This window comes from Staphylococcus sp. 510 (assembly GCF_057219715.1).
The window spans coordinates 59654-82687 of record NZ_JBXVVK010000008.1; the positions used below are offsets into that span (position 1 = coordinate 59654).

General features: G+C 31.8%; 25 protein-coding genes. 17 read left to right on the forward strand and 8 right to left on the reverse strand.

Features of this window, described 5'->3' with window-relative positions:
* Window positions 1-159: 159 nt before the first annotated feature.
* A complete protein-coding gene (locus tag AC2D8K_RS07645; RefSeq protein WP_002450365.1) occupies window positions 160-969 on the forward strand; it encodes a metallophosphoesterase in 810 nt (269 codons plus the stop codon).
* Window positions 970-1023: 54 nt separating this feature from the next.
* Here AC2D8K_RS07645 and AC2D8K_RS07650 read toward each other — a convergent pair whose 3' ends face one another.
* On the reverse strand, window positions 1024-1638 hold the full coding sequence (locus AC2D8K_RS07650; protein ID WP_002450364.1) for a C39 family peptidase: 615 nt from the start codon (window positions 1636-1638) through the stop codon (window positions 1024-1026).
* A 165-nt stretch (window positions 1639-1803) separates the two neighbouring features.
* Between AC2D8K_RS07650 and AC2D8K_RS07655 the strand changes: the two genes are divergently transcribed.
* Complete coding sequence (locus tag AC2D8K_RS07655) at window positions 1804-2283, forward strand: GyrI-like domain-containing protein (protein WP_002450363.1); 480 nt, start codon at window positions 1804-1806, stop codon at window positions 2281-2283.
* A 66-nt stretch (window positions 2284-2349) separates the two neighbouring features.
* Here the strand turns inward: AC2D8K_RS07655 and tcaB are convergent, their stop codons facing one another.
* From tcaB to AC2D8K_RS07670, 3 genes are all read right to left on the reverse strand, one after another.
* On the reverse strand, window positions 2350-3555 hold the full coding sequence (gene tcaB, locus AC2D8K_RS07660; RefSeq protein WP_484698386.1) for a putative multidrug effflux MFS transporter TcaB: 1206 nt from the start codon (window positions 3553-3555) through the stop codon (window positions 2350-2352).
* A 243-nt stretch (window positions 3556-3798) separates the two neighbouring features.
* Window positions 3799-4485, reverse strand: a complete 687-nt coding sequence (locus tag AC2D8K_RS07665) for a hypothetical protein (protein ID WP_002450361.1) — start codon at window positions 4483-4485, stop codon at window positions 3799-3801.
* Window positions 4486-4518: 33 nt separating this feature from the next.
* A complete protein-coding gene (locus tag AC2D8K_RS07670) occupies window positions 4519-5667 on the reverse strand; it encodes a glycerate kinase (protein WP_484698389.1) in 1149 nt (382 codons plus the stop codon).
* A gap of 189 nt (window positions 5668-5856) precedes the next feature.
* Between AC2D8K_RS07670 and AC2D8K_RS07675 the strand changes: the two genes are divergently transcribed.
* From AC2D8K_RS07675 to AC2D8K_RS07685, 3 genes are all read left to right on the forward strand, one after another.
* Window positions 5857-7368, forward strand: a complete 1512-nt coding sequence (locus AC2D8K_RS07675) for a hypothetical protein (protein WP_484698391.1) — start codon at window positions 5857-5859, stop codon at window positions 7366-7368.
* A gap of 2 nt (window positions 7369-7370) precedes the next feature.
* Window positions 7371-7751 (forward strand): GtrA family protein, encoded by a 381-nt coding sequence (locus AC2D8K_RS07680; protein WP_002450358.1) that lies wholly within the window; start codon window positions 7371-7373, stop codon window positions 7749-7751.
* A 282-nt stretch (window positions 7752-8033) separates the two neighbouring features.
* Entirely contained in the window at window positions 8034-8936 is a 903-nt protein-coding gene (locus tag AC2D8K_RS07685) for a cation diffusion facilitator family transporter (protein ID WP_484698393.1), read from the forward strand.
* A gap of 90 nt (window positions 8937-9026) precedes the next feature.
* Here the strand turns inward: AC2D8K_RS07685 and AC2D8K_RS07690 are convergent, their stop codons facing one another.
* Window positions 9027-9386 carry an aggregation-promoting factor C-terminal-like domain-containing protein gene (locus AC2D8K_RS07690; RefSeq protein WP_002450356.1) on the reverse strand — a complete coding sequence of 120 codons (360 nt, stop codon included), beginning with the start codon at window positions 9384-9386 and terminating at the stop codon, window positions 9027-9029.
* A 377-nt stretch (window positions 9387-9763) separates the two neighbouring features.
* Between AC2D8K_RS07690 and AC2D8K_RS07695 the strand changes: the two genes are divergently transcribed.
* On the forward strand, window positions 9764-10450 hold the full coding sequence (locus tag AC2D8K_RS07695) for a 2,3-diphosphoglycerate-dependent phosphoglycerate mutase (protein ID WP_002450355.1): 687 nt from the start codon (window positions 9764-9766) through the stop codon (window positions 10448-10450).
* 157 nt (window positions 10451-10607) lie between these two features.
* On the opposite strand, the gene AC2D8K_RS07700 is transcribed toward AC2D8K_RS07695, so the two are convergent.
* Window positions 10608-10712 carry a putative metal homeostasis protein gene (locus AC2D8K_RS07700; RefSeq protein WP_100066962.1) on the reverse strand — a complete coding sequence of 35 codons (105 nt, stop codon included), beginning with the start codon at window positions 10710-10712 and terminating at the stop codon, window positions 10608-10610.
* A 169-nt stretch (window positions 10713-10881) separates the two neighbouring features.
* On the opposite strand from AC2D8K_RS07700, the gene AC2D8K_RS07705 reads away from it, so the two are divergent.
* From AC2D8K_RS07705 to AC2D8K_RS07720, 4 genes are all read left to right on the forward strand, one after another.
* Window positions 10882-12318, forward strand: coding sequence for an MDR family MFS transporter (locus tag AC2D8K_RS07705; RefSeq protein ID WP_002450354.1), 1437 nt, complete (start codon window positions 10882-10884; stop codon window positions 12316-12318).
* 117 nt (window positions 12319-12435) lie between these two features.
* Entirely contained in the window at window positions 12436-13218 is a 783-nt protein-coding gene (locus tag AC2D8K_RS07710) for a transporter substrate-binding domain-containing protein (RefSeq protein WP_002450353.1), read from the forward strand.
* A complete protein-coding gene (locus AC2D8K_RS07715; protein ID WP_002450352.1) occupies window positions 13199-13918 on the forward strand; it encodes an amino acid ABC transporter permease in 720 nt (239 codons plus the stop codon). Before AC2D8K_RS07710 ends, AC2D8K_RS07715 begins: the two co-directional genes overlap by 20 nt.
* A complete protein-coding gene (locus AC2D8K_RS07720) occupies window positions 13915-14640 on the forward strand; it encodes an amino acid ABC transporter ATP-binding protein (RefSeq protein WP_002450351.1) in 726 nt (241 codons plus the stop codon). The genes AC2D8K_RS07715 and AC2D8K_RS07720 overlap by 4 nt, the downstream gene beginning before the upstream one ends.
* Window positions 14641-14698: 58 nt before the next feature.
* Here the strand turns inward: AC2D8K_RS07720 and AC2D8K_RS07725 are convergent, their stop codons facing one another.
* Window positions 14699-15949, reverse strand: a complete 1251-nt coding sequence (locus AC2D8K_RS07725) for an aminoacyltransferase (protein ID WP_145505604.1) — start codon at window positions 15947-15949, stop codon at window positions 14699-14701.
* A gap of 307 nt (window positions 15950-16256) precedes the next feature.
* Between AC2D8K_RS07725 and AC2D8K_RS07730 the strand changes: the two genes are divergently transcribed.
* From AC2D8K_RS07730 to AC2D8K_RS07760, 7 genes are all read left to right on the forward strand, one after another.
* Window positions 16257-16598, forward strand: coding sequence for a DUF4467 domain-containing protein (locus AC2D8K_RS07730; protein ID WP_228077266.1), 342 nt, complete (start codon window positions 16257-16259; stop codon window positions 16596-16598).
* 26 nt (window positions 16599-16624) lie between these two features.
* The gene (locus AC2D8K_RS07735) at window positions 16625-17224 is read left to right on the forward strand and encodes a thioredoxin domain-containing protein (RefSeq protein WP_002450348.1); all 600 of its coding nucleotides are present in this window, start codon (window positions 16625-16627) and stop codon (window positions 17222-17224) included.
* 293 nt (window positions 17225-17517) lie between these two features.
* Window positions 17518-18519 (forward strand): metal ABC transporter solute-binding protein, Zn/Mn family, encoded by a 1002-nt coding sequence (locus AC2D8K_RS07740; RefSeq protein ID WP_002450347.1) that lies wholly within the window; start codon window positions 17518-17520, stop codon window positions 18517-18519.
* A gap of 146 nt (window positions 18520-18665) precedes the next feature.
* The gene (locus AC2D8K_RS07745; RefSeq protein WP_002450346.1) at window positions 18666-19136 is read left to right on the forward strand and encodes an SRPBCC family protein; all 471 of its coding nucleotides are present in this window, start codon (window positions 18666-18668) and stop codon (window positions 19134-19136) included.
* Window positions 19137-19219: 83 nt separating this feature from the next.
* Window positions 19220-19399: a hypothetical protein gene (locus AC2D8K_RS07750; protein ID WP_075778128.1), complete on the forward strand. Its 180-nt coding sequence runs from the start codon at window positions 19220-19222 to the stop codon at window positions 19397-19399.
* Between the two features lie 278 nt (window positions 19400-19677).
* A complete protein-coding gene (locus AC2D8K_RS07755; RefSeq protein ID WP_002450345.1) occupies window positions 19678-20496 on the forward strand; it encodes a formate/nitrite transporter family protein in 819 nt (272 codons plus the stop codon).
* A gap of 450 nt (window positions 20497-20946) precedes the next feature.
* Entirely contained in the window at window positions 20947-21483 is a 537-nt protein-coding gene (locus tag AC2D8K_RS07760; RefSeq protein ID WP_002450344.1) for a GNAT family N-acetyltransferase, read from the forward strand.
* Window positions 21484-21556: 73 nt separating this feature from the next.
* Here AC2D8K_RS07760 and nikA read toward each other — a convergent pair whose 3' ends face one another.
* Window positions 21557-23029 carry a nickel ABC transporter substrate-binding protein gene (gene nikA, locus AC2D8K_RS07765; protein ID WP_002450343.1) on the reverse strand — a complete coding sequence of 491 codons (1473 nt, stop codon included), beginning with the start codon at window positions 23027-23029 and terminating at the stop codon, window positions 21557-21559.
* Window positions 23030-23034: the final 5 nt, after the last annotated feature.

The window sequence follows — 23034 nt, forward strand, 5'->3', positions numbered from 1 at the left end:
ATAGTAATTAATTTCGAAAACATAACTATTATAAAGATAAAAGAATAATTTTTGAAATGATATGGTGATAATGATTATCAATCATAATTTTTTGAATTGAAAAAGAGATGTGTAATAATGATTAGCAATGATAAATGATACGTGAAGAAGGAATGTAAAATGAAAATAGGGGCGATTTCTGATTTACATATCGATCGACATCCCAAATTAAATGCACAACATTATTTGGATACTTTAGTTGATGTGGTAATCAAAAGAGAGATAGAATTACTCGTCATTGCGGGTGACATTTCAAATGATTATCGACAAGTGATTCAATTTATCAATGACTTAAAAGAAAAGTTAAATATACCTATATTATTTGTACCTGGGAATCATGATTTATGGTCTGATGGTACAGATAAAAGTTCACAAGAAATTTTCGACATTTATACACAACAAGATGCATGTTTGATTAAACAACCTTATATTATTGACGATGAATGGGCTATTGTGGGGCACACAGGATGGTATGATTACGCCTTTGCTAATGGCAAATTTTCATTAGAAAAATTAGAACGAGGTAAACATTATGGTGCAACATGGCAAGATAAAGTGAGAATGGATTGTGATATGACAGATAAGGCACTATCGTTACAAGCGGCGCAACAAGTGGAAGCGGATATAGAACGAGTTGGAACACGCAAGATGATTTTAGTCACACATATTGTTACGCATCCAGCTTTCGTAGTGCCAACACCACATCGTATTTTTGATTTCTTTAATGCTTATATTGGAACCAAAGATTTCAATTATATATATGATAGCTATAACATTCAATACAGTATTATGGGTCACGTTCATTTCAGAAAAACTTTGACGGAGAAAAGTGTACACTATCTATGCCCATGTCTAGGATATCAAAGACAATGGCGTACAGATAATATTTCTCAGGAAATAAACCATGCACTTATGGACTTTACAATTTAAAAATCGCTAACACTCATAATAATAGCGAGTGTTAGCGATAATTTTTGATATCAGTTATTCAGGATTAACGTATAAACACATGCGCCCTGGGGCATTAAAACTGCGTTCCATTTTAGATTTCTTAATTTTAATGATTTGTTTTTGATTAAGGAAGATAGCTGGGAAAATAATACCTTTCTTTATATGACTCCATAGTGGGTCTATATAATAATAGTGTTGATCATCATAGCCAATTAGTAATGTGACATGGATATTCGAAACAAGACGAATTTTACGACCATCAAATTTGAAGCTACGACGCATTGGTCGAGCACCTAAACTCGTATGATAAATCACAATAGGTTGTTGTTTATCAATGATCTTTTCTAATTCAGCCAAGCTAGTACCTGTGCCGTCAATGATATGTGAGTTGTATTTTTGTAAAAACGGAACATAGGCTTCTGGGAAAATGGTTTGGTGATAGCCAAATTTAACAAGTAAATGATGACCAACATAACCTTTATATGGATTGTTTGGGTGGGTGGGCCAATTTTTCATAATGTCTGTAGCTTTAACAGGTTGTTCATTATAGTGAAGCATCATAGACGCTGATACGCCTTCACAGCCCATAATCATTGGTATTGGAAATAACTGACTCATCGGTTTAACAGGTAAAATAGTTTGGTTCATCGTTAATCTCCTTCGACTTAAATACACTTTAAATAATATTCAATATTATATACCGTGCACCATTTTTTGGATAATGATATGTTTAGAAATAATCATTTTAGTGTTATTCAATCCCAAGATAGGTTATAAATAAATGGGAGTAGAAATTTTTAAGGGGAGTCAAAGATGGATTATCAAATTAAAAGTATGAAAGCGACACATATTATTGGCGTGACACGCCAATTTAAAAGTGGCGGTCATGCTCAAAGTAATATTCCCGATTTTTGGGAAGATGTGACGTCTATGGGATTAGACTGTAGACTTGCAGAAAAAAGTGACCTAGCACTTAATGGATTGCTTGGCCTCTGTTTACCACAGCAAGATGGCAAAATGAATTATATGATTGGGGTGTCTTGTGAGACTAATCCAAACGACGGTTTAGAAACGTATCAACTAGAGGATAATGATTATCTTGTGGTCAATGCGAAAGGGAAAGTACCTCAATCCATTAGACAAGCGATGCGTCAAATTCATCAGGAATTGATTCCAACTGAGAATATTCAGTTAAAGCGTGCACCGTTTTTCGAATTGTATCCTGAAGGCGATACGCAAGACGACAATTATATTACTGAAATTTGGTTACCCATAGAACAAAATAAATCATAAAAAAGCGCAAGTGTTAGATGCTTTCAGACTGAATAGCCTGTCATCATCTCACTTGCGTTTTATATGTTATGAACGATATTTAGTTGGAATAAGTTTGAAATAAATGACTTGTAATATGACTAATAGTATGGCCGTTATTGAAATGATAACTAGGTATGGTGAAGCGTCAAACTGTCCTTTAAGACCAACTAATGGTGAAATCACACCGCCTAAAATAAATTGGAATAAGCCCAATAAACTTGAAGCATTGCCACTACCACCAGTTCGTTCTTCCATAGCGAGTGCAAAGCCTAACGGTCCGATAGACGTAACCGGGCTTATATTTAAGAAGAAGGCGATGATTAACATCCAAATAGGCCAATGCATTGTTAACGTTAAAATAATCAATAGTACCCCAATGATTTGGATTAGTGTTAAATAGATTAATAATGTATATCTACTCAACTTTTCCACTAATAATGCTACGATTTGGCTTATTAGAATTAAGCCGATTCCATTGACTGCTAAAATCACACTAAATTGCTGTGGTGATAAGCTATAAATTTTTTGTGTTATAAAAGGTGACGCAGCTGAATAACTAAATAGCATGACATAAGTTAATCCTTGTAACAACATTGGAATCACAAATGACGGTTTCTTCAACAACTGACCAAAATCTTTAAATATACGTCCATAGTTTAATGTTGTTCGATCGGCGTGATTTGTTGATGGCATTTTCATCAATACACCGATAATGACGATGATTGTAATTATTGTCAAAATGACAAAGATGCTTCTCCAAGTAGATATGGTTAAAGCAAATCCACCGAGTAATGGCGCTATAATCGTAATGATTCCATTGACTACCATTAGAGAAGTTAAAAACTTAGCCATTTCGTCACCGCTAAATTTATCACCAATAGATGCTTTCGCGATAACAATTGACCCACCTGCAGTTAAACCTTGAATCAATCTTAAAAATAGAAAGAAGTATAAATCCGTCGTAAATACTGCAATCAAGGATGCAAGCATGTATATCACTAGAATCGTTAAAGCAATTTTTTTTCGACCAAATGCATCAGATAAAGGACCAAAGAAAAATTGTCCAAGTGCTAAGCCAATCATTGCAAAGGAAATAGTTAATTGAATTTCAGATGTAGTTGAACTAAATGCATGTTGCACATCCGGTAACGATGGTGAATACATATCAATCGATAAAGGACCAAAAGTGGTCATTACACCGAAAATGATAATTAATATGAAAGGGAAGTGCTTGGCACTTGTATTTTGCATAATCATTCTCCTTTTAAAGAAGTTATAGAACAAATTATATATGTTTTGACCATATTTGTATGTAGTAATTTAAATTTTTATGTATTTGCATAAAATACTATCTTAGAAGAAAAATGGCATTATTACTATTAAAATTACTTCATGAAATAAGTGATTTTAATAAATAAAAAGCATTCCCATAAGAGAGGCATAGAGCCCAACTTAGAGAATGCATATGAAAAATAAAAGTAATGTAGTTGATTACTATTGTTGTTGATTATTAGAGTTACCGGAACCATTAATGAGTTCATCAATTTTAGATTTAATACTATCAAATTTAGTATTAATATCTTGTAGCATGCTATCTACTTTGTTTTGGTTCTCATTGTTTTGTTGTGCGTTATTTGCATTTTTTAATTTATCGATTTGGTCTTGATAAAATTGAGTAAGTTTTGAATCTGCATTAGTTTCTTCTTTTTGTTTTAAGTTATTGATTTGTTGTTGCAATTGATTAATTTGAGTTTGACTATTTTTATTTTGTTTAATTTCGTTTTTAGCTGTATCCACTTGTTTATTAATATCGTCGTTTTGATTTTCGACTTCTTTTTTATAGTTTTGAGAGACGTTAGGGTCGTTATTTACTTTGTTATTATTATGATTTAACACTGCTCTTGTTACGAAAATAGCTACGATAATTAATAATATAACGATAATAGCGATTAGCCATTTTTTAGATTTACGTGTTTTTTGGTTTTCTTCTTGTAATTCTTGCTCTCTTCTATAATCTCTACCATTGTAATAGCGTTCAGGGTGTTGCTCTGGATCGTTAAATTCATTTTGATCGCGATATTGGCTTTGATTTCTGTATTCACGTTCTTCACTTTGACTACGATGATTTTGATATTGATTATCGTAACGATATGATTCTTTATACTTATCCGTTCTCTTCATTTCATTCACCTCATCATTATTGGGTTAGCCTATTTATGAATCAAAAGACATGTTTAATCTTAGTAAACGGGCAATATTGTGTGCAGTTTGGCTTAAAAGGGTAGGACCATTATCTAGTGCATATTGCAAATCTGTAGGTTGATTCATGATACTAAACACGCTATCTATACCATAATCATAAACCGTTTCGTATTGTTCACCCAAACTACCACCTATGGCTATGACAGGTAAGTTGAATTGTTTAGCTACTTGTGCAACACCAATTGGCGTTTTACCGTAAATCGTTTGGGAATCTAATTTGCCTTCACCTGTTATGACTAAATCTACATCTATAATTCTAGATTGGAAATGTGTTTCTTCTAAAACGACATCAATACCTTTAGATAACTGGGCATCTAAGAAAGCTAATAAAGCGGTGCCCATGCCACCAGCTGCGCCAGCACCAGGTATATCTTTAACATCTTTATCTAGTTGTAATTTTATCTTATCATGATAATGGCAAAGCGCGGTATCCAACTTTGGTATCATCTTTGCTGTGGCGCCTTTTTGTGGGCCATATATCATGGTTGCACCATTATCTCCTAATAATGGATTAGTCACATCACAAGCTACGCTCATATCGATGTTTTTAAATTTTGAATTTAACTGAGTGGTATCAATAGTTTGTATATCAAGTAGATGTAATCCACCAGGTTCAATAGAGTGACCATTGCTATCTAAAAACTTTACGCCTAATGCTTGTAACATGCCTACACCGCCATCATTCGTAGCACTACCGCCAATACCAAGTATAATTTTTTGGGCACCTAGCTCTAAAGCATGATTAATAAGTTGGCCAGTGCCGAAAGTAGTGGTTTTCAACGGATTTCGTTCTTCCTTAGTTAATAAATCAAGACCAGATGCAGCGGCCATTTCTATTATTGCTATCTTTTGAGATGATGCGTAAGCATATTTTGCGGTAATGTCTCGGTATAGCGGATCTTTTACGGTTGTAGCTATTGTCTTAGCATTTAATGCCTCCATTAAGGCTTCAGTTGTACCTTCGCCACCATCAGCCATAGGAATTAAATCATATTCAACAGTTGAGGGTAATATTTTGGAAAATCCTTCTTGTATCGCTTCTGCTGCTTCTCGAGCTGACATGCTTTCTTTAAATGAATCTGGTGCGATGACTATTTTCATTGGTCGACACTTCCTCATCGATTTGATTATCTTTATTGTAAAAGAGACGACTTGAAAACAAAAGGCAAAACATTTTCAGTGGCATATTCATCAAGGATGAAAGATACAACATTAATTATGGAAAATATATTTTATAATAGTATAATAATATAGCTTAATATTTATATAGGTAAGGTGAACAACTTAGACATGAACAACAAGATCAACTTTAAATTTAATGAATTCTACGTATGGTGTACCTTCATTTTTCTTTTTTATTTATTAATTAGTATTCTAACGCCTTTAGCAGTTAATGATTTCAAATGGGCAATCGCACATAATTTAACGGTATATAAAGGGTTGATTGAATACACAAATGGTAGATATTTAGATAACTTATTAGAGTTAATAGCAATGAAAATGAGTGTGTTACGATATCTAATCTATGCTGGTGTATCTTTGGGCATGATTTATTTATTAACAATGATGACAGGCAAATATCAACGTAGAATTTATATCGTCATTGCGTTTATTCTCATATTAATGATGCCAAGAATCATTTATAGAGATACATATGGTAACTTCGCAGGTTTCTTTAGTAATGTGCCTAGTACAATGTTATCGATATTAATATTATTTGTAGTTGTAGTATCAATATACAAATGGGAAGAACTTAATGCTACGTGGTTAAATTTATTTTTAATATCCACGCTGTTAGGTCAATTATTTGTTGAGAATTTAACACTTTATAATATGCTAATTTTGATTATTGGGAATGTCATCTTTTGCATTAAACATCGACATATCAATTATTATTTAATTATGGGCTTTATGCTGAGCTTAATAGGTGGTATGCTCATGTTTATCAATCCAATATATATTAGTATATATAGAGGTGGGAACGAATATTTACGCTTCTCAGATAATCAAGGTTTGAAACATAAGATATTACATACAATATTTAAGGAATTACCGGAATATATTTTCTTTAATCAATATTTAATATTAACCTTGATTGCATTGATAATGATTTATTTATTGTTTAAAAATGCCTTTTTCAACCATTGGATATTACGTTGGAAAGTGGTTTTAGTCATTAGTATCGCTATTTTGCCTTTCTATAAATTCTTTATATATGATTTTCTTCAATTTTATAAATTAAAAGGATCACTAAGTGTCGCTTTATTAAATTTTATGATTTGTGGATGGTTCTACATTGCGTTGTTTATCGCAACTTATGTGATTTTTAAAACACAGTTGGTGAGAATGTTAGGTTATTATACACTTGGATCTATATTATTAGTCACAGTGCCATTGTTATTAGTATCTCCAATAACGCCAGGTAACTTCTATACTAATTATGTGTTATGGGTATTGTATTTACTATTATTAATGACTCAATGCAGTGTAAATATGAAATCAATACTTATTGGATTAAGAACGCTAGCATTAGGATTATCTATGATATTCATAGTAACCTTTGGTATGATATATTTTACTCATATACAACGGTTACATTCGATTGAACATCAATTAGATACACAACATATTAAACATGTGGTTGTACTGGAGAAGTTACCATTTGAAAATATGCTTAATAAAGTAACACCTAGCGATGATATACAACACAATTTATTTAAAATATATTATGATATACCACAGAATATTAAATTAAAAATTGTACCGTATGGTTCAAACATGGCAAAACTTGAAGGAGATTAAGTATGAAATTGACTCAAACACACTATGAGATAATTAAATTTATTATCGTAGGTGGGGTGAATACATTTAATTATTATGTGGTGTATTTACTTTTACTAAAACTTTTAAATGTAAATTATTTAGTTAGTCATATTACTGGCTTTTTAGTTATCTTTATTATTTCTTACTATTTGAATTGTTACTTTGTTTATAAAGTGAAACCTACACTACGTAAATTTATTAGTTTCCCTTTAACACAAGTTGTTAATATGGGAATGCAGACCGTATTGTTATACGTATTTGTGCAGTGGTTAAATATACCTTCAGAAATTGCACCTTTCGCTGGCTTGATCATTACAATACCGGTCACATTCATATTGTCAAAATGGATTTTAAAAGATTGACGTTTGAGTCATCTTCATTATATAAAGCAGGTATAATATTGTAATCTCGCAGATGAACAGTGATGATCGTTTGCGAGACTTTTTCATATGTTCAAATATAATATGAAGAATTGAATTGCAAAAGTACTTTTATTCTTAGCGATAAGCAGGTTATTTTTTAGGCAAATCTAAAAAAATAATTAGCTTAATTATATAAAAAATATAGAAATTAAAAAACGTTGTAAAAACATTTTTTATGATTCATACTATGATTACTAAAGGAAATCAAGGTGGTCTATTGTCATGTCTCAAAATGAAAATTTGAAAATCGCACAACGTGGGGCATATTTAAGTTTAGTTGTTTATGTCATCCTTTCAGTAGCTAAATACGTGACAGGATTCATATATAATTCGGCAGCAGTTAGAGCGGATGCATTGAACAATATGACGGATATTATGGTTTCTATTGCTGTGATTGTTGGGCTGAAAATTTCTATTAAACCAGCAGATAAAAATCATCCGTATGGTCATTTAAAGTCTGAAAATATCTCAACATTATTAGTATCATTTATTATTATGTTTGTGGGTATACAAGTTGTCATTGAAAATGCACCTCGATTATTAACCCATGATAAACATGTGCCAAGTCCTGTTACTATTCTAGTTAGTATTATTAGTGGTCTCATAATGCTTGGTGTTTATGTCATTAATCATAGATTAGCCAAAAAAACAAATAGTAGTTCTTTAAAATCTGCAGCTAAAGATAACCTGTCAGATAGCTTAGTTAGTATCGGTACTGCAGTAGGTTTGGTATTTACACAAATCGGATTTCCTATTATTGATATTGTTTTAGCGACAATACTAGGTTTATTAATCATTTACACAGGCTTTGGAATATTTAAAGAATCCATCTTTACATTAAGTGATGGTTTTAATGAGAAGGATTTAGAAGAATATCGAAATGATATTTTAGAAGTGGATGACGTGCTTGACGTTCGAAGTATTAAAGGACGTTATCATGGCAGTAGTATCTTTTTAGATGTGACCATTGTAGTTGAACCTAATTTATCTATTAATGAAGCACATTTAATTTGTGATAAAGTTGAATCACATCTTCACGAGAAGGGAATATCATCTGTATATGTACATCCTGAACCGAAAATAGATGAAGCTATTGAAAATGAAATACATCAATCAAATCAATAGAATAATATAGTAAAAGCGTCGAATAGAATCGATAAAGATTCTATTCGACGCTTTTTTAATATTTACATCTTACCAATAGCCGTTAGCTTCTCAGAATGAAATAGCTTTATCGATTGAGCCGTAACGTTCTTTGGCATAATTAATCATACCTTTAGTTTGGTTTTCAACGGAACCATAACCCCAAGATTGGTTCGTTTGACCTAAACCATGATATTGTCCATTTGATGCATTAGGATTACCACCTGATTCTGGCATAACAATGCTATCCCACAATGCTTTAGTACCGCCTGCATCTATGAATTCTTGATAAACACTATTTGTAGATTCATTACTTTCTGAATAATTTTGTTGTGATGATTGGTTGTTTTCAGCTGCATGAGCTTGATGTGCTTCCATGCCTGTAGCACCTATAGAAATTGTAGCGATAATTGCTAAAATAGATTTTTTCATTATAGTTAACTCCTTTAGTTAGTGTAAATCATTCGACTTAAAGTGATATCTCCCAAGGATATGAGTCTGAATGTATTGTTAAAACGGATGATGTTCTAAAGATGTATTGCATACTATAACATCTCAATTGATTGCGTAGGTTACATGAAAATAAAAAGATGATGACACACATGTTAGTGAGAATACATTCATTGCAATAAAAATATGTCAAAAAATTACAACATAAGAGCAAATGTAAATGATTGAAATTCTATATGGTAGTTCTATAATGAAGATATAAATTTAATAAATCGATTTATTAAACGAGTTTTTATTTGAATATACATATCAACTATCCTTCAAGATAGTTTGTTATATAAATAGGAAGGTGTTAAATGATGCCAAAATTAATTTTATGTCGTCACGGTCAAAGTGAATGGAATGCGAAAAATTTATTTACAGGATGGGCAGATGTTAACTTATCTGAGCAAGGTATTGAAGAAGCAACTGCAGCAGGTAAGAAAGTATTAGAAAATCAGTTAGAAATAGATGTTGCCTTTACTTCATTATTAACACGCGCATTGGAAACAACGCAGTATATCTTAGCACAATCAAAACAACAATGGATACCAGTATATAAAAGCTGGCGCTTAAATGAACGTCACTATGGTGCGTTGCAAGGATTAAATAAAGATGATGCAAGACAACAATTTGGTGAAGAACAAGTTCATCAATGGCGCCGTTCTTACGATATTCAACCACCTGCAGAAAGTGAAGAACAACGTAATGAATATTTGAAAAATAGACGATATCGTCATTTAGATCATCGAATGATGCCATACTCTGAAAGCTTGAAAGATACATTAGAACGTGTAGTTCCAATTTGGACTGACCAAATTTCTCAACATTTATTAGATGATAAAACGGTATTAGTTTCAGCACATGGTAATTCAATCCGAGCATTAATTAAGTACTTAGAAAATGTATCAGATGAAGATATTATCGGTTATGAAATTAAAACAGGGGCGCCATTAGTCTATGAATTAACAGATGAATTAGAAGTTAAAGACAAATACTATTTATAATCAAAAAATAAAAGGTCACTTGTTGATGGTTGCATCAATAGGTGACCTTTTTGTGGAGTAATATTAATGTGGATTAATGATGTCTAGCAATATGATGATTTGCATCAAATGAAAGTATCATATCTCTTGTAAATGTATATATAGAAATAGGAAAGTATTACTTTGCTCTTTTATGTTGTTTGATAATTTTTAAAGCACGTTTTCTTGTTTTAATATTGGGACTGTGCAAATTACGGCGTGCAGTTTGTACATCTGTTTTCATAATATGACCTCCTTTATCTGTTTATATTATGGCGTAAAGATTCTAAAATGTAAATAGTAATTATTACGATTTGTAGAATTGGGACTTTTTGAACTTAAAAAATGCATATTACATTCAATAACTGTATAATGACCAGATAAATGAAAAAGGAAAGTAGGGAGGAGTATCAGTGACGCTTAGAGCAAAATTAGTAATGATGATTACGATGTTATTAGGCGGTTTCTTTGGTTTGTTAAATGAAACATTACTAACAACAGCTTTACCTAGTATTATGAAAGATTTCAACATTGAATATTCACAAGTACAATGGCTGACAACAGCCTTTTTATTAACTAATGGGGTAGTGATTCCATTATCAGCATTATTTATCCAACGTTATACGACAAGACAGGTTTTTTTAGTTGGTATTTTTATATTCTTCTTAGGAACAATGTTAGGTGGATTTAGTCCTAATTTTACTATTTTATTAATAGCTAGAATTATTCAAGCATTAGGTTCAGGTATCATGATGCCCCTCATGATGACAACCATATTGAATATATTTGAGCCACATGAACGTGGTAAATATATGGGGATGTTTGGTTTAGTTATTGGACTTGCGCCAGCTATTGGACCAACATTATCAGGCTATTTAGTTGAGTATTTAAATTGGAGATCACTATTCCATGTAGTTGCTCCTATTGCTGCAATCACATTTATCATTGCACTATTTACAGTGAAAAATGTGGGCGAAACAATCAAAGTACCTATTGATATCATGTCTATCATTTTATCTGTCTTAGGATTTGGTGGTTTGTTATATGGAACAAGTTCAATTTCTCACGACGGTTGGAATGATCCTATCGTTCTAACTACTATTATTGGCGGTGTGATACTTGTTGCCTTATTTATCTGGAGACAATCTAAACTTGAAACACCATTATTAAACTTTAGTGTGTTTAAAAATACTCAATTTACTATCGGTATATTAATTATGGCAGTCACAATGGTTTCTATGATTGGTTCTGAAACAGTATTACCTATGTTTGTTCAAAATCTATTAAACCGTACGCCTTTAGACTCTGGATTGATTTTATTACCTGGTGCCATTGTTATGGCGATTATGTCATTCGCTTCAGGTGGACTTTATGAAAAATTCGGTGCCAAACCTTTAGCGCTTATCGGTATGATGATTGTAATTATTACCACAGGTTATTTTGTCATTATGGATGAAAATACAAGTTCAGTGATGTTAGCTACCGTTTATGGCATACGTATGATTGGTATTGCTTTAGGTTTAATGCCTGTGATGACACATACAATGAACCAATTAACATATGAAATGAATGCACATGGTTCATCTATGACTAACACAGTACAACAAATTGCCGGATCAATTGGTACAGCTATTTTAATTACTATTTTAACGCAGGCAAGTAAGCACTATTCACCAGATATGAGTAATTATGATGGTATGAAACGTAGCGAAATGTTAGGACAAATTAAAATAGATACATTATTACATGGTTATCATGCTGGTTTCTTATTTGCAGTTATAATTACAGTTGTGAGCTTCTTATGCTCATTTATGTTAAAGAAAAATACAAAATCGACAGAAAAACAATAGCTCATCAGAGTTGTGATGACAGTCAAAAGCCAGTAACTAGTTATTGACTTACCACCCATTAAGGATTAAAATGTTTTTATTCCGATTAGAATAATAAGATTAAGGGGGAATAGTTTAATGAAAAGACTTTTATTTTGTGTCATTGCATTAGTATTTGTATTAGCAGCATGTGGTAACAATTCAAGCAAAGATAGTAAATCAAGTAGTAAAGATGACAATACAATCCGAGTGGGTACGGAAGGTACATACGCACCTTTCACATTCCACAATAAGCAAGACAAGTTAACTGGTTACGATATTGATGTTATTAAAGCAGTAGCGAAAGAAGAAGGCCTTAAATTGAAATTTAACGAAACATCTTGGGACTCAATGTTTGCAGGACTAGATGCAGGTCGTTTTGATGTGATTGCCAACCAAGTAGGTATTAATAAAGATAGAGAGAAAAAATACAAATTCTCTAATCCTTATACTTATTCAAGTGCGGTATTAGTCGTACGTGAAAATGAAAAAAATATTAAATCATTCAATGATGTTAAAGGTAAAAAGTTAGCACAAACATTTACTTCTAACTATGGTCAATTAGCTAAAGATAAAGGCGCTAAAATCACAAAAGTTGATGGATTTAACCAATCAATGGACTTATTATTATCTAATCGTGTAGATGCTACATTTAACGATAGCCTCTCATATTTAGATTATAAAAAGCAAAAACCTAACGCTAAAATCAAGGCAATTAAAGGTGACGCTGAGAAAAACAAATCAGCATTCGCTTTCTCTAAAAAAGTTGATGATAAAACTGTACAAAAATTCAATGACGGATTGAAGAAAATTGAAGAGAGTGGCGAACTTAAAAAAATAGGTAAGAAATGGTTTGGTCAAGATGTTTCTAAACCTGAATAGTGAACAACTTCATGCTTTAGACGCTGCAAAGCAAGCATTTGGACCTATGTTAGAAGGATTAGTGAAATATTCTATCCCAATCACACTTGTAACATTTGTATTAGGCTTAATCATTGCCTTATTTACAGCACTAATGCGTATTTCTACAAGTAAAGTATTAAAAGGTATTGCGCGTGTATACGTATCAATCATTCGTGGTACACCAATGATTGTTCAATTATTTATTATATTTTATGGTATTCCAGAATTAGGAAGACTCTTAACAAACGATGCTGATAACCAATGGACATTAGCACCAGTTATCGCAGCTATTATAGGGTTATCACTTAATGTGGGTGCGTACGCATCTGAAATTATTCGTGGTGGTATCATTTCTATACCAAAAGGACAGACAGAAGCGGCTTATTCAATCGGAATGAATTATCGCCAAACTGTTCAACGTATTATTCTGCCACAAGCGATTCGTGTATCAATTCCAGCATTAGGTAATACCTTCTTAGGTCTTATTAAAGATACATCTTTATTAGGATTTATCTTAGTGGCTGAAATGTTCCGTAAAGCACAAGAAGTTGCTTCAACTTCTTATGAATATTTAACGATTTATCTTTTAGTTGCATTAATGTATTGGGTTGTTTGTTTCATCATTTCAGTTATTCAAAGCTTTTATGAATCATACATTGAAAGAGGGTATCGCTCATGATCGAATTATCGAATATTCATAAATCATTTAATCAAACAGAAGTGATTAAAGGTATCGATTTAAAAGTGGATAAGGGCGAAGTTGTGACTTTAGTTGGACGTTCCGGTTCAGGTAAAACAACACTCTTACGTATGATGAATGCTTTAGAAATACCGACTGAAGGTACAGTTTTTGTTAATGGTAAAACATATACTGCAAAGGACAAAAAATCACAGATTGAAGTACGTAAACAGTCCGGGATGGTGTTCCAAAGTTATAATTTATTCCCACACAAGACTGCGCTAGAGAATGTCATGGAAGGTTTAGTGACTGTTAAGAAGCAAAGTAAATCAGAAGCTAAAACAAAAGCACTAGAGCTACTAGAAAAAGTAGGCTTAACACATGTGAAAGATCAACGCCCACATGCATTATCCGGTGGTCAACAACAACGTGTAGCGATTGCTAGAGCTTTAGCTATGAATCCTAAAGTCATGCTATTTGATGAACCAACATCTGCACTTGATCCTGAACTTGTTAATGACGTATTGAAAGTGATTAAAGATTTAGCACAAGAAGGTATGACGATGGTCATCGTTACACATGAAATGCGATTTGCTAAAGAAGTATCCAACCAAATTGTATTTATTCATGAAGGTAAAATAGGCGAGCAGGGTACACCCGACGATATTTTTAACCGTCCACAAACAGATGAACTTAAACGTTTCTTAAATGTTATTCAATAGTATTTATAAGAAAAAGAAATCCCAGTGAATTCAGTTTCACTGGGATTTTTTAGTATACTTATTTTTTTCTGTTATCAATTAATTCTTTTACATGGTAGAACAATGGTTTAATCGGTTTAACAAAGTCTCCGATATATTCATATACATTAGCGTTAAAGCCTTCTTTAAAGCGTTGAACACCATAATCTTCAGCATCTTCACTAAAGTCGCCAGTAATACCATAGAAGTTGTAACGGTCAATATGATGTGCTTTGGCAAATTTAATCATTTCCCATTGCAAACGGTATGCTCCCATATAAGGGTTATATCTTGGATTAGAACCACTAGATAAGTAATATACTTCATGGTCGTTATAAATATATATTGCAGCGGCTAAGTTCAATACTTGACCTTCTTTTGCAATTTCATCTTTAGTTTGGCTAATCTTACGTTCGTTGCTATCGTATTGTTGTTTAATTTGCGTATGCTTTGTTTTATTTTTCTTAGAATTTGGATTCTCTTGTAGAGATGTTTCTACATCATGAAGTTGTTTTGATAAATCCTTGTGTTTATCTTCTAGAGTAGTGAGATATTCTTGTAAATCGATATAGGCTAATTTAAGCATAGCATTGTCGCCATATGTTTTTTGTAACTCTTCAAAGTAGGGTTGGTCACGGAATTTGAAACCATGTTTTTCTTCTGCCATTCTAAATAAATCAAAGAATGTACCCGTTTCATCTATAGATAACGTACGTACTTTCACGCCCATTTCATATGTTTTTTTAATATTACGACGTGTTTGATAGTCCATTTCTTTCATTAATTGATCTTCTGATTTACCTTTTAAATCTAGGACAGAAAGCCAACGAATTTGGCTCATCATATCATATCCAACTGTATAACCTTGGTGTTTATAGCCTAAATCTTCCATTGTTTTGATAACAGCACGGTTATCGAATGATTTTAAAATTTCACCATCAGCATTTCTTAAATTTTCGAGAATGTAAGGATCAACAAGTACATATAAACAATGATGTTTCTTCAAGTATGAAGTTAAAGATTTAAAGAAGAAATGTACTAGTGATAAGTTATTATAGTCCATGACTGGACCGCGATGTGTATAAAAATATTTAAAGAATTTTAATGTACGTGCTTCAGTTAAAAGACAAGCTGCAATGACCTCATCTTTGTCATTTTTAACACCGACAAGATGAACGTCTCCTCGCATTTCATGTCGATTATCATAATGAATGCTTGATTGTGTGTAATGTGAAAAATGTTCTGAAGTAAATTTACCGAATTCTTCGGATGTTAAGTTTACGAATTTCAATATATATCTTCCCCTCTAGAAATAAAAACTAATGAATAAATCGTCAATAATTATATTATCAAAATACTACTATCATTACACATCATAACATAAAAAATAGCGTCATACTTTTGTATGATGTGATAAAATCATACATTCTATTTATTTTTAAAATTAATTTAAAATTGTGTTTTTTGTATTAATTGATACTGTTATGCTCTGCATTCTATGATAAAATTTAGAGTGAAAGATGACATGATTTAAAATAAGATTTCATTTCATATGAGTCATATTATCGGGAGTGAACATATTGAAGAGATTCGTAGTGATGATTAGTATATTAACGCTAATACTAGTTGGATGTAGTAGTGGAAAGTATACAGATAAAATTGATAAAGCGGTTAAGCTACAAGAAAAGAAACAAACTAAAATAGCCAAAAGAGATGCTGGCGATGAAGTGAAGCACTTTGATAAAAAGGATGCTAATATCTATGTTTATGATAAAGGTAAATACGTTATCTTAGCATATAAACCTTTAAGTGATGATGAAGAAGTCCGTTATTATACTTATGAGTTTAATGGTAAAAAAGCTAAATATAAAGAAAACTTTAACTCAAAAGGTTATTATCAAGAACATGATCCGGATTACAAAGAAGAAAATATGCGCTAGCCTGCTATAAGTGATAAGGAGCAACAATGAAAAAATTAATCGGTATGATATGTATAAGTTTAATCATCGTGTTAGTAAGTGGTTGTGGTAAAGAAGAGGTGAAATCACCTCAAGCCACTAAAGATGGTAAACCACTTATTGTTATTTATGGTGATTTTAAATGTCCATATTGTAAAAAGGTTGAAAAGAATGTGATGCCTAAACTTAAAGAGAAATATTTAAGCAACCATAAAGCGGAAATTAAATACGTTAATATGGCATTTTTAGGTAAAGATTCAATTATAGGGTCAAGAGCAGGTCATGCAGTTCAAAATATTGCACCTCGTTCTTATTTACAATTTCAAAAATTAATGTTCGAGCATCAACAAGATGAAAAGAAAGCGTGGATTACTGAAAAAGTAGTTGACCAACAGATTGATCATTTGAATATTTCTGCAGATCAAAAAGAAAAAATAAAGTCAGAATATAAAACTAAAAATAGTGCCGCATGGAAAGCTGCAAATAAAGATAAGAAAGATACAAAAGCACATCATATTGAGACAGCGCCAACAGTTTTTATCAATGGCAAAAAAGTGGAAGATCCATATCACTTTAAAGAATATGATAAATTACTTCAATCAAAATAAATCATTTATATAATGAGGTCGGGATTTATGCCTGTATTTTGGACGACGAGGAATCGTTTCCAATTTGCAGTAGCATTATATCTCGACCTTTTATTGATATTGTAAAAATTTAATTAAGATGATGGATAACTAGCTAGGTAATGGTGATACTGGGTATGGTCATATAAAGTTTAAATTATTTTGAATATTTAAAAGATAAGATTGATACAAAAAGTTGTATGGATAGGCTTGTTTTTTGTGAAAGTAAGGTATATAATTTTCAATCGTAATAATTACTATTTAGGAGGAACGATATGAAAAGAAAATTAAGTTTATTGCTACTTATTCCTCTTATGATATTAGCACTTGCTGCATGTGGCAACGGTGATGATCATAAAAAAGGAGATAAGTTAAAAGTCAATACAACAGTATATCCATTGAAATCATTTACAGAACAAATTGGTGGTAAATATGTAGATGTTAAATCAATTTATCCAGCGGGCGCAGACTTACATAGTTATGAACCTACTCAAAAAGATATGATGAGTGCAGCAAAATCTGATTTATTCATTTACACTGGTGACGATTTAGACCCAGTAGCTAAAAAAGTGGCTTCAACTATTAAAAAAGATGATAAAAAACTATCTCTACAAGATAAAATTAGCAAAAATGATTTATTAGCTGATCACCATCATCATGAAGGTGAAGAAGAACATCATGGCGAAGAAGAACATCACCATCATGGTAAATATGATCCGCACGTTTGGTTAGATCCTAAGATGGACCAAACATTCGCTAAAGAGATTAAAGATCAACTTGTGAAAAAAGATCCAGATCATAAGAAATATTATGAAAAGAACTATAAAAAATTAAACAAAGATCTAGAGAATATTGATAAAGATATGAAAGATGCGACTAAAGGTAAAAAAGGTAATGCAGTATTTATCTCTCATGAATCTTTAGGTTATCTTTCTAATCGTTATGGATTCGAACAAATAGGTGTTCAAAATATGAGTGCAGAAGATCCATCACAAAAAGATCTTACAAACATTGTGAAAGAAATTAAAAAGAATAAAGTAGAATACATTTTATATGAAGAAAATGTATCCAATAAGATCACTGACACAATTAGAAAAGAAACAGACGCGAAACCATTAAAATTCAACAATATGGAATCTGTAACTAAAGAACAACAAAATAAAAAAGGTCTTTCATATCAATCATTAATGAAAGAAAACATTAAAAACATTAAAAAAGCTTTAGATAGTAAAATTAAAGTAAAAGATGAAGAGCATGAACACGAGCATGAACACTAATTAATATGAGATAAACAGTAACACCTCAGATGTTAGAATTTGATTCTAGCATGATGAGGTGTTTTTATGATTCAATTTTTAGTAACTTCTAATCTATTTTGCTATGATAAAATTGATTTTAATAATCAAAACTTAGGAGAATATAAATGACTATTAAAGTAGAGAAAAATAAAATTATCTTTTCAAGAACATTTACAGGAACGATTCATGAACTATTTAACGCATATACACAAGAAGATTTGTTTAAACAATGGTTTCACCCAGAAGGTGCTTCTACAGAAGTATTTGAATTCAATGTTGAAGAAGGTGGACATGCGTTCTTTGCTATTCACACACCTGATATGACAAGTTACACGCGTTCAGAATATAAAAAAATTGAAAAACCTAATTACATTGAATACTTAGACTTTTTCGCTACACTTGAAGGTGACAAAGATCCTAACATGCCTGGTATGCATATCACAATTGAATTTGAGGAAAAGCAACCTAATCAAACTACAGTGACGTCAACATCCGTTTTACCTTCAAAAGAGGCTGCACAACAAGCGCTTGATATGGGGGTCGAAGAAGGTATGAATTCAACATTAGACCAATTAGAAAAACTATTAAAATCATAATTGTAAATAAATTGTGCCAATCGTGGAAGTTCATATGGGTGTATCATTGAATTGAAATCTTATTAAAAAAAGAGGTTGATTTGATGAAAAAACGATATCTAATTGTATTAGGATTATACTCATTTACACATTTAATTTCGGCGGTTGTCATTAACTCCAAATGTTTTGCTAACCAATATGTGCGTTTTATATTAAGAACGCTACTAGGGTATAGTATTTTTGCATCAGGATTACATTATTTTTCAAAATTAAAACGAAAATAATGGGATCGCTAATATTTAAATATGGACTGGGATGGGGACAATTATTATGTCTCTATCTCAGTTTTTCTCTTTTATATTGGTTTGATTATTCAGTTGTCTCAAATGTTAGATGAGACAATCATTAAATTGAAATGTAAAACCAATTCTATCAAATATTTATAAATAACTTAAAAAGCATTTTATCATTTGTTAAAAAATTACCACTATTCATCATCTTTATTTCTTCATATAATAAATATGAAATAAATTATTTTAAAAAGATGGGAGTAATTGAGAATATGATGGAAAATCGAAAAACTACCGAAGATACATACGCAACTAAGTCTATTATGGAAGCGGTAGTAAGCCAAGCACAAATGAAAGAAGTCATGGCTGACAGAACACCTATGCGTTATGCGTTAAAAGCAATGATGGCAGGATTCTTGTTATCTATTGTCACAGTATTTATGCTAGCTATTAAAACACAATTTGCTGCTACACAAATTGATGGTTTAATAAATTTACTTGGTGCCATCGCATTTAGTTTAGCCTTAGTATTAATTGTATTAACGAATTCAGAATTATTAACAAGTAATTTTATGTATCTAACAGTAGGTTGGTATTATAAAGCGATACGTTTGAATAAAGTGATATGGATATTTATATTTTGCTTTATCGGTAATGTACTTGGTGGAATTATCTTATTTTTCTTAATGAAATATGCACATGTGATGACACCAGAAATGACTGATGCACTAACTGAAACCGTACAAAAGAAAACGGAAGCATCAACGTGGTTAAATATATTAGTAAAAGGTATTTTCTGTAATTTCTTTATTAATATAGGTATCTTTGTTTCTATGCAATTTAAAGAAGGATTAACAAAGGCTTTCTTTATTGCTTGTGGAGTAGTTGTGTTTGTCTTCATGGGTTATGAACACGTTGTATTTAATGCAGGGTTATTCTCAGGTATGCTTTTTTTCAATATTGATGGAATGTCCGGTTTAGGTGTGTTAAAAAATATTGTATTTGCTTTAATAGGTAATTACATTGGTGGCGGTATCTTTGTTGGATTAGTTTATGCATACTTAAATGGGCAACGTTCACAATTAAAATAATAATATGTGTGTAACAGGTTGGGACATAAATATATTTCAAGTTACATTCATATATAGGCAGTAGTTGACTTACACATGCGTATTGACTCATGTGTTCAAATTAAGCTTTAGAGGTATACATGAACTAAAGTTCATGCATAAAATCGTCTAAGTAATAAATTACAAAGAAGGTCTAATGTACCAAGCTTTTTCATTTCTAGTTAACATTGCCGGGGTGACGGGCCCAAAACATAGAGAATTTCGAAAAGAAAATCTACAGATTTTAAAGTACACATTAGCTGTGGCTAATGCGTAAGAACCACTACATCATAAATGATTAGTGGTTCTTTATTATTTCTATCCCACCCCCTTACTTTTTTGTAGATACCTATCAAACAAGTTGATTGACTCTTGTCGTTTTTCTTTTTACGCTTAATGTCATGAATAGAGAAAATGAAGGACGTGAAGAGAATGAGTAACGTGAATATAAGAATTGCAGATCAAAGTGATGTTTTATCGATTCATCGACTTATGTATGAAGCTTTTACGCCATTAAGAGAGCTAGGTATCGACTGGCCATCAGTGAATGCCACAGAGGAAATGGTAGCAGACAATATCAAACATAATACTACATTTGTATTAGAATTAAACGACACAATCATCTCAACAATTACAGTAAGATATCCTTGGGGGAGTGTCAGAAGTATTTCAGGTTATCCGTTCGTTTGGTGGTTTGCAACACAACCAGAATTTGATGGACAAGGTTATGGTAGTCAATTGTTAAAATATGTAGAAGAAGACTTTTTAAGAGATACATTAAAGGCCTCAGCAGTCACATTAGGCACATCCGCGCGATTACATCCTTGGTTATTAAGTATTTATGAAAAAAGAGGATATGAAATATATGCTGAACATGAAAACGATGACGGTGATTTAGGTGTGATTATGAGGAAAATATTAATTCCTGAACGCTTTGAAGAAAAGATTCTAGGACAACCCCCATTTTAAAAGTAATCACATAGAGTTAAAAAATAGCCAGTAAATGAGTTGGATCATTCATTTACTGGCTATTTTAATTCTATTATTTTTTGTCTACTTTGTAATCAATTAAATAAATAGATTCAGGTGTTACATTGAAGTTTTTCACATTTTTACTTACACCGTCAATTTGGTCATTGTACGTTATATAACTATTTGGAATGTCTTTGTCAGACGTTTTCAATATTTGATTAGTTAGTTGCTCACGTTCTGGTTGACCGAATGTTTGGTTGAGTTGTTTGATTTGTTGCGTAACCTCTTTATTATTATAGTTACCTTTGTTATTTGCGCCTTTTGGTAAGTATGCAGTATTAAAGAAATAACCTGTATCTCCTCTAGGAACAGTTAAGTAACTGTACATTGATGCATCCCATGCATCTTTATCTTTCAAGTATCCTTCGATGTCATCTACATTTCTTAATTTCACATCAATATTTGCTTTTTTAGCTTCAGATTGGATGACTTGTCCAATTTTAGGTAATTCAGGTCTACCGTCATAAGTAACTATATTGATTTTTAAAGGGTGATCTTTAGTGTAGCCTTCTTTGGCTAATAGTTTTCTCGCTTTGTTAATATCTTGTGGTTGAACCTTGCCATCTTTAATATGTTTCAATCGGTCATTAAATGGGCCAGAAGCGGGTTTGGCATAATTTTTGGAAACATTTTTAGCAATCTCTTTACGATTAATGACTACATCAAATGCTTCTCGAACATTTTTGTTCATTTTTTTACTGTCATGATTATATAGCAATAAATGTGTTCTGAAACCAGATGTACTTTGAATATTTGCTTTGTTAGATTTCTTAATATCATTAATTTGATCGATAGTTACATCTGTAGTTAGATCTGATTTGCCAGATAATAAGTGGTTAACACGAGTATTGCCATCTTCATGATAAGTGACATTGATTTTGCTTAATTTAGGTGTACCTTGCCAATAATCTTTATATTTTGATAGTTGTATTTTTTGTGAACGTTGATATTTGTCAATTTTATAGGGACCAGTGCCAACTGGTTGATCCGAAACTTTGCCTTTCGCTTGAGTGTCATAAATAGCTGCGAATGGACTCGCTAATTCAGATTTTAATTCAGGATAAGGTTCCTTCGTTTTGATGGTCACGTCTTGACCTTTTGCAGTGATTTTATCAATAGGAAGAGACCCACTTAATAAGTCACTCTTTTTTACACCTTGTTCTAGACTACGTTTGACAGCATCACCAGTTAATTTGTGACCATTTTGGAAATGAATGTCATCTTTAATTTTAAGGGTAAGGGTATCATCAGATTTTTGCTTGAATGATTTAACCAATAGTGGTTTCACTTTACCATCTTTAGACATTTTGAATAATGACTCTAATGCACCGATTTTCACAGGCACATCCGTTTCATACGGCGCAATTGATGTTGTTTTTAATGGAATTTCAACATTAAGCGTATTTTTTTTATTTGTTGCATTACTGCTACAACTTGCTAAAATAAAAGATACTATAATTATCAGAATAGTAAATCTTTTCATGTCAT

Excerpts from the sequence above, each read along its gene's own strand:
- AC2D8K_RS07645 (WP_002450365.1), top strand. The coding sequence starts at position 160 with ATGAAAATAGGGGCGATTTCTGATTTACATATCGATCGACATCCCAAA.
- AC2D8K_RS07650 (WP_002450364.1), bottom strand. The coding sequence starts at position 1,638 with ATGAACCAAACTATTTTACCTGTTAAACCGATGAGTCAGTTATTTCCA.
- AC2D8K_RS07655 (WP_002450363.1), top strand. The coding sequence starts at position 1,804 with ATGGATTATCAAATTAAAAGTATGAAAGCGACACATATTATTGGCGTG.
- tcaB (WP_484698386.1), bottom strand. The coding sequence starts at position 3,555 with ATGCAAAATACAAGTGCCAAGCACTTCCCTTTCATATTAATTATCATT.
- AC2D8K_RS07665 (WP_002450361.1), bottom strand. The coding sequence starts at position 4,485 with ATGAAGAGAACGGATAAGTATAAAGAATCATATCGTTACGATAATCAA.
- AC2D8K_RS07670 (WP_484698389.1), bottom strand. The coding sequence starts at position 5,667 with ATGAAAATAGTCATCGCACCAGATTCATTTAAAGAAAGCATGTCAGCT.
- AC2D8K_RS07675 (WP_484698391.1), top strand. The coding sequence starts at position 5,857 with ATGAACAACAAGATCAACTTTAAATTTAATGAATTCTACGTATGGTGT.
- AC2D8K_RS07680 (WP_002450358.1), top strand. The coding sequence starts at position 7,371 with ATGAAATTGACTCAAACACACTATGAGATAATTAAATTTATTATCGTA.
- AC2D8K_RS07685 (WP_484698393.1), top strand. The coding sequence starts at position 8,034 with ATGTCTCAAAATGAAAATTTGAAAATCGCACAACGTGGGGCATATTTA.
- AC2D8K_RS07690 (WP_002450356.1), bottom strand. The coding sequence starts at position 9,386 with ATGAAAAAATCTATTTTAGCAATTATCGCTACAATTTCTATAGGTGCT.
- AC2D8K_RS07695 (WP_002450355.1), top strand. The coding sequence starts at position 9,764 with ATGCCAAAATTAATTTTATGTCGTCACGGTCAAAGTGAATGGAATGCG.
- AC2D8K_RS07700 (WP_100066962.1), bottom strand. The coding sequence starts at position 10,712 with ATGAAAACAGATGTACAAACTGCACGCCGTAATTTGCACAGTCCCAAT.
- AC2D8K_RS07710 (WP_002450353.1), top strand. The coding sequence starts at position 12,436 with ATGAAAAGACTTTTATTTTGTGTCATTGCATTAGTATTTGTATTAGCA.
- AC2D8K_RS07715 (WP_002450352.1), top strand. The coding sequence starts at position 13,199 with ATGTTTCTAAACCTGAATAGTGAACAACTTCATGCTTTAGACGCTGCA.
- AC2D8K_RS07720 (WP_002450351.1), top strand. The coding sequence starts at position 13,915 with ATGATCGAATTATCGAATATTCATAAATCATTTAATCAAACAGAAGTG.
- AC2D8K_RS07730 (WP_228077266.1), top strand. The coding sequence starts at position 16,257 with ATGATTAGTATATTAACGCTAATACTAGTTGGATGTAGTAGTGGAAAG.
- AC2D8K_RS07735 (WP_002450348.1), top strand. The coding sequence starts at position 16,625 with ATGAAAAAATTAATCGGTATGATATGTATAAGTTTAATCATCGTGTTA.
- AC2D8K_RS07740 (WP_002450347.1), top strand. The coding sequence starts at position 17,518 with ATGAAAAGAAAATTAAGTTTATTGCTACTTATTCCTCTTATGATATTA.
- AC2D8K_RS07745 (WP_002450346.1), top strand. The coding sequence starts at position 18,666 with ATGACTATTAAAGTAGAGAAAAATAAAATTATCTTTTCAAGAACATTT.
- AC2D8K_RS07750 (WP_075778128.1), top strand. The coding sequence starts at position 19,220 with ATGAAAAAACGATATCTAATTGTATTAGGATTATACTCATTTACACAT.
- AC2D8K_RS07755 (WP_002450345.1), top strand. The coding sequence starts at position 19,678 with ATGATGGAAAATCGAAAAACTACCGAAGATACATACGCAACTAAGTCT.
- AC2D8K_RS07760 (WP_002450344.1), top strand. The coding sequence starts at position 20,947 with ATGAGTAACGTGAATATAAGAATTGCAGATCAAAGTGATGTTTTATCG.
- nikA (WP_002450343.1), bottom strand. The coding sequence starts at position 23,029 with ATGAAAAGATTTACTATTCTGATAATTATAGTATCTTTTATTTTAGCA.